The organism is Spirillospora sp. NPDC049652 (assembly GCF_040675125.1).
In the GTDB taxonomy this organism is placed as follows: Bacteria; Actinomycetota; Actinomycetes; order Streptosporangiales; family Streptosporangiaceae; genus Spirillospora.
In genome coordinates this window covers 1-10,528 of sequence record NZ_JBFAOF010000168.1, presented here as the reverse complement: position 1 = coordinate 10,528, position 10,528 = coordinate 1, and the positions used below count along the sequence as shown (strand labels likewise).

Here is a 10,528-nt window from a genome sequence, read left to right as displayed (position 1 = left end):
GCCGGGCCGGGCCGGACGGGGTCAGGTGCCCCGTCGGGGCCGTCGGGGCCGTGGGGGCCGAACCGGTCCCGGGACGCCGCCACCGAGCGGGCGGCCGCCGCCGGGTCGTCGCCGACGCTGACCATCAGCGCGGGAAGCTGCGTCTCGAAGCAGGCGTCGGCGGTGTACGGCTCGGTGAGGTAGTCGCCGAGCTCCAGGCTGACCAGCCCGTGCATGGTGACCCACATGTGGTGCGCGACCAGCTCGGGGTCGGTCCAGGCGAACCGCCCGGCCGAGATGCAGCGCTTCGCGCAGTGCACGATGTCGACCAGGATGTACCGGCCGTACTGCCGGTCGGTGTCCGACAGCGAGAACACCGGCAGCGACGACGCCCCGAACATCACGTTGTACAGGTGCGGGTTGGCCAGCGCGTTGTGCCGGTAGGCGCGCCCGTACACGGCCATGTCGGAGACGGGGTCGGGGCTCTGCGCGACCCGGGTGAAGCAGCGCTCCAGCCGGGCGAAGCCGAGGTGCACCATCTCCCGGACGAGTCCGCTCATCCCGCCGAAGTGGGTGTAGACCATCATCGTGGAGCAGCCCGCCTCCTTGGCCACCCGGCGCGCGGTCAGCGCGCGGGGGCCCTCCTGGTGGAGCAGCCGGGCGGCGATCTCGGTGAGGACGGGGCGGAGGTCGGGGTCGGAACGGCGTGGACTCAACGGGCGCCTCCCCGCCGTGCGGTGCCGGGGCGGGGCGCGTACCGGCAGGTGGACGCGTGCACGGGGCTGATCATCGGTTCCCGAGGCTAGCCGAGCGGCCGGGTCCGGCACCCCTTCGAGGTTGCTCCCCCTGCCGGATCGTGGTCATCTTCGAAGATGACTCCCTCCCACTGGGCGGCGGTCCGCGCCGCGCTCCGCGAGACCACCGACCGGTTCGCGGACCTCATCGACCCGGCCGCCGGCCCGGCCCCCGACCCCGGAACCCGCGCGGACGGCGCCTGGACGGTCGCCGAGGCCGCCGCCCACGTCGCCGCGATCGCCTGGATGGACGTCGGGCTCCTCGACCCGTCCTCGCCTCCGCCCCCCATCCCCGGCTTCGACACCTGGCTCGCGACGAGCAACGTCGAGGGCGTGCACGCCTTCAACGAGACCACGCTCGCCGCCCTCCCCGAACGCGACCTCGCCGTCCTCGCCGCCGACCTGCGCGGCCGCGTCAAGACCATGGACGAGCTGGCCGAGGGCCGCGACACGGCCGAGACCGTCGGCTGGATCGGCGGCGCGCGGCTGCCGATCCCCGGCCTGTTCGCGCACCTGGTGAACGAGCTGCTGCAGCACGGCCACGACATCGCCCGCGCCCTCGGCCGCCCCTGGAGCGTCCCGCCGCGCGAGGCGTCCTACTTCTTCGAGGACTTCATCGTCGGCCTGGCCCGCAACGACGTCGGCGCCCTGCTCGACGGCGGCGGGCCGCCGCGCGAGGACCCGGTCGTGGTGGAGTTCCGGTCCGCGTACACCACGCCGGTCACGTTCGTCCTCCGGAACGGGGAGCTGAGCGTCGAGGAGCCCGGCCGCACCCCGGACGTCCGGCTGCGCTTCGACCCGGCCGCGTTCACGATGATGATGTTCGGGCGGCTGTCCAAGCCGCGCGCGCTGCTCACCGGCCGGGTCCGCGTCGGCGGGCGCAGGCCGTGGCTGCTGCCGGTCTTCCTGCGCAAGGTCCGCGTGCCCTGACCAGGAAGGCCCTGCCCCCGGACGCGCCGGAGCCCCGGAGACCTGCGACGGTCTCCGGGGCTCCGGTTCGTTCTGCCGATTCGTTCAACTGGCCCGGTTCCGCGTCCCGGACGCGGAACCGGTCAGAGGATCAGTAGAACCTCCGCTGCTGGCGCGGCAGGTCCACCTTGGACGGCCCGCGCCACGGGGCCGCCGGGGCCGGGGCGACCTGGGCGGTCACGCCGTTCGGCGCGAGGACGACCGGGACGCTGACCGAGCTGCCCGCGAGGTCCACGGTCACGTTCGCGCCCGTGGGGGTCTCGGTGGTGTTGTCGTAGTCCGTCCCCGCGATGACCAGGCCGAGGCGGTGGCCGGCCTTGAGGACGTAGTCCTGGCTGAGCGTCTTCCAGCCGATCGTGTAGTACTTCCCGGACGTCAGCGGGTCCTGGCGGCTCAGTGAGGAGCGGTTCCAGGCGTCCATCCAGCCGCGCGCCACGACGTTCAGCGGCGCGGTCGTGGTCTTGGTCCGCGTGTCCAGGTAGCAGGCGCTGTCCTCGGCGGTGCTCTCGCCGAAGCAGCTCCGGGTCGCCAGCGTCGTGATGCCGGAGCCGGCGCCCAGGTAGTCGATCCGGGTGTCGGTGCCGTAGTCGACCAGCAGGACGGTGAGGTCCGAGGTCGGCTTGTCCATCGTGACACGCAGCCGCGCCTTCGGCGTGCCGGAGATCCGGACCGGCTTCGGCACCGCCCCCGACACGTACGCCAGCCGGTACGGCTTGGCGGTCGTCGGGTCGGACGCCAGGTCGGACTCGGTGTACCCGGCGTTGTCCGGGCCCGGCAGGTCGGTGAACGAGCCGGTGGCGCCGCGCGCGGCGGGCTTCAGGCCGAGCGACCCGTCCGCGCCGGGACGCAGCGCGACGGACCGGGCGGCGGGCGCGGGCCAGTCGGCCTGCCTGATCCACTGGTCCGGGCCGACCTCGACGTCCGCGCGCGGCTCCCGCAGCACGTCGTTCGGGATCTTCTGCAGCTCGTGGTCGAACCACTTGTGCAGGGTGTTCACCCAGTCCTGGCGGCGGATGTCGAACGGGTCGACGTGCCCGCGCTGGTGCAGCCACACCTTGCGCGCGACGCCCTGCCGCTTGAGCCCCTGCCACCACTCGGAGAAGTGGTCGTCCTTCACGTTCAGGTCGTTCACGCCGTGGATCGCGAAGACGCTCGCGCGCACGTTCCGGACGTTGGTGAGCGCGCCGTTCCGGTAGTCCGTGGTCTTCCAGTAGGCGTTGTAGTTCCCGGTCCCGTCGTCCTGCGCCTTGCCGAGGTAGGCGCGCTCGGGGATGCACTTGGTCTTCGCGTCGGTGTCGACGACCTCGGCCAGGCCGTCCTGCTCGCCCGTCCAGTACTTGATGCCGTTCATCCGGCTGTAGTCGTACCAGCTGCTGATCGCCGAGATCGGGACGATCGTGTCCAGGCCCTTCACGCCGGTCGCCGCGACGCCGTTGGCGAGCGTGCCGTCGTAGGACTTGCCGATCATGCCGGTGTGCCCGGTCGTCCAGGACGCCTTCACGGGCTTGCCGTCCGGCGTGAACGCCTTGGCGCGGCCGTTCAGCCAGTCGACCACGGCCTTGCCGCCGAGCACGTCGGTCGGCCCGCCGCTGGTCGGGCAGCCGTCCGACCGGGTCGTCCCGACCATGTCCACGGCGAGGAACGCGTAGCCGCGCGGCACGAAGTAGTTGTCGTAGAACAGCGGGAACGCGGTCGGGTCGCCGTTCGCGTCGTACTTCTTGCGCTGGCTCTCGTTGCCGCGCCCGACGTTGTCGTAGTACGGCGACTCGTCCATGATGACCGGGACCTTCAGGCCCCGCTCGGTCTCGCGCGGCCGGACGATGTCCACGTTCACGCGGTCCGGCTTGCCGTCATGGTCGGAGTCCAAATTCGTCTGGACGTACACGTGCTCGCGGATCGCGTCCTGGTAGGAGAAGACCGGCTGGGTGACGCCGTTCTTCACCACGATCTTCGGCGTGGCCGCGTGCTGCGCCGCGTTCGCGGCGGGCACCGCGCCCGCCGCCACGACCGCGACGCCGGTCAGCGCCGCCAGGGTCGCGCTCCGGCGCGTCCTTGCGAGGGGCCGCCTGGGCAATCCGCACCTCCGGGTTCCGCAACGGTGATCTCTCCGGTGCCACACGTTCCTCGCGGCGGCCGCGCCGGTCATCGTCACCGGCCGAGGAACTCGCCCGGCTTTTGGGCACAACTTGCCCTTGCCCCGCCCGGCCCGTCCTGCCTCGGGAAAACCGGTTGCCTCCCGCCGGGGGCCGTCGCCTAACCTGACGCGCATGGCTACGCCCCGCATTGCCTAGCTGGCGACACCGCTTCCACGCCACACATGTGTCCTCAGCCAGACTCGGAGCGTCCTACCCATGATCACCCTGCGTGATGTCGCCGTGCGCGCCGGAGCGCGCCCGCTGCTCACCGGCGTCACCGCCCACGTCTCTCCCGGCGACCGGATCGGCCTGGTCGGCCGCAACGGCGCGGGCAAGTCCACCCTGCTCAGGGCCCTCGCCGGGGTCGTCCCGCCCGCCGCCGGCACGATCACCCGCACCGCCCCGGCCCGCTATCTGCCCCAGGACCCGGCCGCCGCCGACCCGTCCCGGACCGTCACCGACCGCATCCTGTCCGCCCGGCGGCTGGACGAGGCCGTCCGCGCGCTGCGCGCCGCCGAGACCGCTCTCGCGGCCGGCGACCCGGGCGCCCCCGACCGGTACGCCCGCGCCGAGGCGGAGTTCGTCGCGCGCGGCGGGTACGCGGCCGAGGCCGAGGCGGCGCGCGTCGCGGCCGGGCTCGGCCTGCCCGACCGGCTCCGGTGGCAGCCGCTCGGCACCCTGTCCGGCGGGCAGCGCCGCCGCGTCGAGCTGGCCCGCGTCCTGTTCGGCGAGGCCGGCGTCCTCCTCCTGGACGAGCCGACCAACCACCTCGACGCCGACTCGGTGGCCTGGCTGCGCGGGTTCCTGGCGTCCCACAAGGGTGGTCTCGTCCTGGTCAGCCACGACACCGGGCTGCTCGCCGCGACCGTCAACCGCGTCTGGCGCCTCGACCCGGACACCGCGTCGCTGGAGGTCCACAACACCGGCTGGGACACCCACCTCGCCGACCGGGACGCCGCCGACCGCCGCCGCGCCCGGCTCCGCGCCGCCGCCGAGCGCAAGGCCGCCGCCCTGAACGCGCAGGCGGACAGAATGCGTGCCCGCGCGTCCACGGCGACCCGTGCCAGGGACATGGCCCGCCGCGCCGACCGGATGCTCGCCGCCACCGAGCCCGTCCGGCGCACCGCGCGCGTCGCGCGGATCCGGCTGCCCGAGCCCGCCCCGTCCGGCCGGATGCCGCTCGGCGCGGTCAGCCTCACCAAGTCCTACGGTGACCTGGACGTTCTCGCCGGCGTCGACCTCGCCGTCGACCGGGGGAGCCGGCTGGTCGTCCTCGGCCTGAACGGCGCGGGCAAGACAACGCTGTTGCGGATTCTCGCCGGCAGGGAACGTCCCGACTCCGGACGCGTCGTCCACGGCCACGGCCTGCGGCTCGGCTACTTCGCGCAGGAGCACGACACCCTGGACCCGACCCTGTCGGTAGCGGCGAACCTCGCCGCCGCCGCGCCGCACCTCGCCGCCGCGGAGGCACGCGACATCCTCGGCGCGTTCCTGTTCAACGGCGACGACGTCGACAAGCCGGCCGGGGTCCTGTCGGGCGGCGAGAGGACTCGTCTCGCGCTGGCCGGGCTGGTCGCGTCCGCCGCGAACGTGCTGCTGCTGGACGAGCCGACCAACAACCTCGACCCGGAGTCCCGAGCCGAGGTGCTGCGCGCGGTCGCGGAGTACCGGGGCGCGATCGTCATGGTCACCCACGACGAGGCGGCGGTCGAGGCCCTACACCCCGACCGCGTCCTCCTCCTGCCCGACGCGGTCGAAGACCTCTGGAGCCCCGACCACACCGACCTCATCGCCCTTTCCTGACACCGCCCCCGAGAGGTCGCGTGAACACTCGAAGAGCGCCTTGCGTGATGTCGCCGTGCGCGCCGGAGCGCGTCCGCTGCACGCCCGCGGCGCCTCGGACCGAGCCTCAGCGCACTCGTGGAGCGTGCGGCGAGCTCATGGGCGGTTGACGGCGGACAGGACCGCCTGCAGGGAGGCGTTGAGGGTGGAGGCTCCCAGCGCCGCGCCCCAGCGGACCCGGCCGTCGACGCGGCACTCGGCGTAGGCCGCGGCCACGCTGTCATGCCCCTCGCTCAGGGCGTGCTCGCTGAAGTCCAGGACCTCCACGCCGATCCCGGCCCGGGCGAGGGCGTCCACGAAGGCGGCGATGGGACCGGGGCCGGTGCCGGTCGCGGTGACGCGCGTGCCGTCGATGTCGAGGACGATGTCCAGGTGGTGCGTTCCGTCGCCGGGTTCGACGGAGCTGTGGGAGACCAGCCGTACGGGAGCGTCCCGGTTCAGGTATTCGCGCTCGAACAGTTCCCACAGCCGCTTGGCGGAGATCTCCTGCCCGTCCTCGTCCGAGACGGTCTGCACGGCGCGCGAGAACTCGATCTGCATACGGCGCGGCAGGTCCAGGCCGTGGCCGGTCTGGAGGAGGTAGGCGACGCCGCCCTTGCCGGACTGGCTGTTGACCCGGATGACCGCCTCGTAGGAGCGTCCCAGGTCGTGCGGGTCGATGGGCAGGTACGGGACGTCCCACGGGGCGCGGTCCGGGGACGGCTGGGCGGCGTGCCGGGCCAGGCCCTTCTTGATCGCGTCCTGGTGGGTGCCGGAGAAGGCGGTGTGGACCAGGTCGCCGGCATAGGGCTGGCGCTCGTGGACGGGCAGCCTGTTGCAGTACTCGACCGTGCGGCGGATCTCGTCGATGTCGGAGAAGTCCAGCATCGGGTCGACGCCCTGGGTGTACAGGTTCAGGGCCAGGGTGACGAGGCAGACGTTGCCCGTCCGCTCGCCGTTTCCGAAGAGGCAGCCCTCGACCCGCTGCGCCCCCGCCAGCAGCGCCAGCTCGGCGCAGGCCACGCCGGTGCCGCGGTCGTTGTGCGGGTGCACGGAGAGGATCACGCCGTCCCGGCGGGCCAGGTTGCGGTGCATGAACTCGATCTGGTCGGCGTAGACGTTGGGGGTGGCGATCTCGACCGTGGCGGGCAGGTTCACGATGACCGGACGGTCCGGGCAGGCGTCCCACAGCCGGGTCATCGCATCGCACACCTCCAGCGCGTAGTCCGGCTCGGTCATGTTGAACACCTCTGGCGAGAACTCGAAGCGGACCTCGCCGGCCCGGTGCCGCTCCGCGCCCCGCAGAACGTCCTCGCCCCCTGCGAGGATCAGCCCCATCAGCTCGTTCCGGTCGTGGCCCAGGACCATGTTCCGCCAGGTGGGAGCCGTCGCGGTGTACATGTGGACGACGGTGCGGGGGAGGCCCTCGATCGCGTCGAAGGTGCGCTCGATCAGGTCACGGCGGGCCGGGGTGAAGACGACCACGGTCACATCGCCGGGAACCCGGCCCTCCTCGGCGAGCCGCCGGACGAAGTCGAAGTCGGTCCGGCTGGCGGACGGGTAGCCGACCTCGATCTCCTTGAAGCCCATGGCGACGAACATGTCGAACATGCGCTGCTTGCGGGCGGGGTCCATCGGTTCGGCCAGGGCCTGGTTGCCGTCCCGCAGGTCGACCGGGACCCAGAGGGGGGCCTGCTCGATCCGGTGGTGCGGCCAGGTGCGGACGCCGCCCAGCGGAACGTCGACGCGTTCGTGGGCGGGACGGTAGCGGTCGTAGGGCATGCGGCTGCCGCGCTGGCGGTTCCACGAAGGGGCGTCAGGCGGCACTTGGCCGTCGGGGGTGCGCAGGGTCGGAAAGCTGGCGGTCATCTACCGTTCCTCGGTGACGTCGGGTGGACCGGCAGCGCTGAACCTCCGCGGCGGGGCGCCGGTCCGGTCAGCTCCCGCCGCGGCCGCCGAGAAGCAGACCGCGCAACGTCATGGGCGGTACGCTAGACGAGAACAACTCCTCAGACAACCTGACAAGTGAGCGCCATGGTCCACGATCCCCTCCGCCGTAGTCCGCTGGTCGACCAGGCCGCTGATCTGCTCCGCGCGCGGATCACCGCCGGAGAGTGGCCGGTCGGTGCCCGGTTGCCCGGTGAGACCACGCTGGCCAAGAACCTGGGGGTCGGCCGGTCCACCGTCCGCGAGGCCATCCGGGCCCTCGCCGGGGCCGGGCTCCTGGAGTCGCGTCAGGGCTCGGGGGTGTACGTGCTGGCTCTGGAGCCGGTGGCGAGCTGGGACGTGAAGCTGCGCCAAGCGGCGGTGGCCGACGTCTTCGAGGTCCGGACCCTCCTGGAGGTCGAGGCGGCCCGGCTCGCCGCCACCCGCCGGGACGACGCCGACCTCGCCGTACTGGAAAGCGCGCTGGCGGCGAGGAAGGCCGCCGCGTCGGCCGATGACGCCACCTTCGTGGACGCCGACATCGCCCTGCACACAGCGGTCGTGGCCGCAGCTCACAACCCGGTCCTGACCGGCCTCTTTCATACGTTCGTCCCCAGGCTCCGCGCCGGCCTCCTGGACCTGCTGCGGATGGTCCCTCTGCGAGAGGAGACCCCGGACCACGGTCACACCGGACATGCGGCCCTGGTCAAAGCCATCCGAGCCCGCGACAACGACCTGGCCGCCCACGTCATGCACGAGGAAGTGCAGAGCACCCTCGCCCTGATCCGCTCCGCGCGGACCGCACAGGCCTCAAGAGAGCCGACCCGGACCTCGCCCGACAAGCCCTCGGGCACCTGATGCCTGTGTCGAAGGGCAGGGGATCGCCTACGGCAGCGCATCGGGTCGAGAGCGGGAGCCGCCCGCGCGGTGAGGGCCGAGACGGTGATGCCGCGGCCCTCACCGGCGGCGGTCAGGTGAACGTTCTGAGCAGGCGCTCCTTGAGGGCGGTGAACGGTGGGTAGGCGACCCGCATCGTGTCGGGGGAGAGCGGCTTGTCGAGCACGGCCTTGGCGTGGCTGAACGTCTCGAACGAGCGGCGCTCGTGGTAGGCGCCCATCCCGCTCTCGCCCACGCCGCCGAACGGCAGTTCCGGGACGGTCAGGTGCGCGTTCGGCAGCCCGAACCCGACCGCGCCCGACGACGTCTCGGCGAGCACCCGCCGCTTGGACGCCGGGTCGGCGGTGAAGGCGTAGAGGGCGAGCGGCTTGTCCCGGCCGTTGACGAAGGCGAGCGCCGCGTCCAGGTCCGGGACGCTCAGCACCGGCAGGATCGGGCCGAAGATCTCCTCGGCCATCACCGGCGCGTCCGGCTCCACGTCACCGAGGACGGTCGGCGCGATGTACCGGGTCGCCCGGTCGTGCCCGCCGCCCGCGACGACGCGGCCGCCGTCCAGCAGCGCGGTCAGGCGGTCGAAGTGGCGCTCGTTGACGATCCGCCCGTAGTCGGGGCTGCGGGACGGGTCGTCCCCGTACATCGCGCGGATCGCGTCCGCCAGGTGGCGTTCGAGCTCGCCCGCCGTCCCCTCGCCCACGGCGAGGACGTAGTCGGGCGCGGTGCAGCTCTGCCCCGCGTTGAAGAACTTGCCCCACACGAGCCGGCGGGCGGTCGCGGCCAGGTCGACACCGGGCTCCACGATGGCCGGGCTCTTGCCGCCCAGCTCCAGCGTCACCGGCGTGAGGTGCTCGGCGGCGGCCCGCATGACGACGCGTCCGACCTGCCCGTTCCCGGTGTAGAAGATGTGGTCGAAGCGCTGCTCCAGCAGGGCGGTCGTCTCCTCCACCCCGCCCTCCACGACCGTGAACGCCGTGTCGTCCAGGTACCGGGGGAGCAGCCGGGCGAGCGCCTCCGACGTCGCCGGGGCCAGCTCGCTCGGCTTGAGCACGACGCAGTTCCCGGCCGCTAGCGCCCCCACCACCGGGGCCAGCGCCAGCATCACCGGGTAGTTCCACGGGCTGATGACCAGGACGACGCCGAGCGGCTCCCACACCGTCCGGGCCCGCGCGGGCAGCAGCGAACGCGGGACCCAGGCCCGCTCCGGCCGCGTCCAGCGCTCCAGGTGCCGCAGCGCGTGGTCGACCTCGTTGACGACGAACCCCAGCTCGGAGGCGTGGCTCTCCACCGGGCCCTTGCCGATGTCGGCCTTGAGCGCCGCCGCGAACTCCGCCTCCCGCTCGGTCAGCAGCGCCCGCAGTCCGCGCAGCTGCTCCCGCCGCCAGGCGAGCGGCTTGGTCCGCCCGCTCCTGAACCCGTCACGCAACCGCTCCACGACCTCGGCCGGACTCGCGCTCATCCCGGGCACCCCCCCTCACGGGCGCGACGCGGCGCCGCACCCTCCCCTCGGACGGTAGCCCGCCACAGGAACGCAACGCAACGTCGCGTTGCATTATGCTCGTCACATGAGCGGACCCCGGCGGCGGCGCGAGATCTTCGACGCGGCCCTGCGCGACCTGGCCAGGCACGGCTTCGAGGGCATGACGATGGAGGGCGTCGCCGAGCGGGCCGGGGTGAACAAGACCACGATCTACCGCTGGTGGCCGTCCAAGGCGGCGCTGCTCGGCGCGGCCCTCGTCGACGCCCCGCTCCTCGACCTGCCGATGCCCGACACCGGCACGCTGCGCGGCGACCTCACCGCCCTGGTGGACGGCCTGCTCCGCCTCGTCGGCACCGGGGAGGCGGACGGCACGGCGGACGACACGGCGGACGGCGGCGCGGGCGGCGCGGCGCGGGCGGCGCTCGCCGCCGCCGTCGGGAACCCGGAGCTGGCCGCGCACTTCCGCGCGTTCTTCGCCGACCGCCTGGCCCGCGAGCAGGCGGTCGTCGACCGCGCCGTCCGGCGGGGCGATC

8 protein-coding genes are annotated in these 10,528 nt (G+C 73.1%); 4 read left to right on the top strand and 4 right to left on the bottom strand.

Going from position 1 to position 10,528, the window contains the following annotated elements:
• Positions 1-695: TetR/AcrR family transcriptional regulator (locus AB0J52_RS14215; protein ID WP_500182007.1), on the bottom strand; the 695-nt coding region annotated here is incomplete at its 3' end.
• A gap of 156 nt (positions 696-851) precedes the next feature.
• Here AB0J52_RS14215 and AB0J52_RS14210 point away from each other — a divergent pair.
• Entirely contained in the window at positions 852-1,703 is an 852-nt protein-coding gene (locus AB0J52_RS14210) for a maleylpyruvate isomerase N-terminal domain-containing protein (protein WP_500182006.1), read from the top strand.
• Between the two features lie 130 nt (positions 1,704-1,833).
• On the opposite strand, the gene AB0J52_RS14205 is transcribed toward AB0J52_RS14210, so the two are convergent.
• Positions 1,834-3,816 carry a Xaa-Pro dipeptidyl-peptidase gene (locus tag AB0J52_RS14205; RefSeq protein WP_500182005.1) on the bottom strand — a complete coding sequence of 661 codons (1,983 nt, stop codon included), beginning with the start codon at positions 3,814-3,816 and terminating at the stop codon, positions 1,834-1,836.
• 277 nt (positions 3,817-4,093) lie between these two features.
• Between AB0J52_RS14205 and AB0J52_RS14200 the strand changes: the two genes are divergently transcribed.
• A complete protein-coding gene (locus tag AB0J52_RS14200; RefSeq protein ID WP_500182004.1) occupies positions 4,094-5,680 on the top strand; it encodes an ABC-F family ATP-binding cassette domain-containing protein in 1,587 nt (528 codons plus the stop codon).
• Between the two features lie 135 nt (positions 5,681-5,815).
• Here AB0J52_RS14200 and leuA read toward each other — a convergent pair whose 3' ends face one another.
• The gene (gene leuA / locus AB0J52_RS14195; RefSeq protein ID WP_500182009.1) at positions 5,816-7,480 is read right to left on the bottom strand and encodes a 2-isopropylmalate synthase; all 1,665 of its coding nucleotides are present in this window, start codon (positions 7,478-7,480) and stop codon (positions 5,816-5,818) included.
• A gap of 252 nt (positions 7,481-7,732) precedes the next feature.
• Here leuA and AB0J52_RS14190 point away from each other — a divergent pair, with 252 nt between their 5' ends.
• A complete protein-coding gene (locus AB0J52_RS14190) occupies positions 7,733-8,482 on the top strand; it encodes a FadR/GntR family transcriptional regulator (protein WP_500182008.1) in 750 nt (249 codons plus the stop codon).
• 112 nt (positions 8,483-8,594) lie between these two features.
• Here AB0J52_RS14190 and AB0J52_RS14185 read toward each other — a convergent pair whose 3' ends face one another.
• Positions 8,595-9,974 (bottom strand): aldehyde dehydrogenase family protein, encoded by a 1,380-nt coding sequence (locus AB0J52_RS14185; RefSeq protein ID WP_500182003.1) that lies wholly within the window; start codon positions 9,972-9,974, stop codon positions 8,595-8,597.
• A 106-nt stretch (positions 9,975-10,080) separates the two neighbouring features.
• On the opposite strand from AB0J52_RS14185, the gene AB0J52_RS14180 reads away from it, so the two are divergent.
• The coding region (locus AB0J52_RS14180; RefSeq protein WP_500182002.1) for a TetR/AcrR family transcriptional regulator at positions 10,081-10,528 on the top strand (448 nt) is incomplete at its 3' end.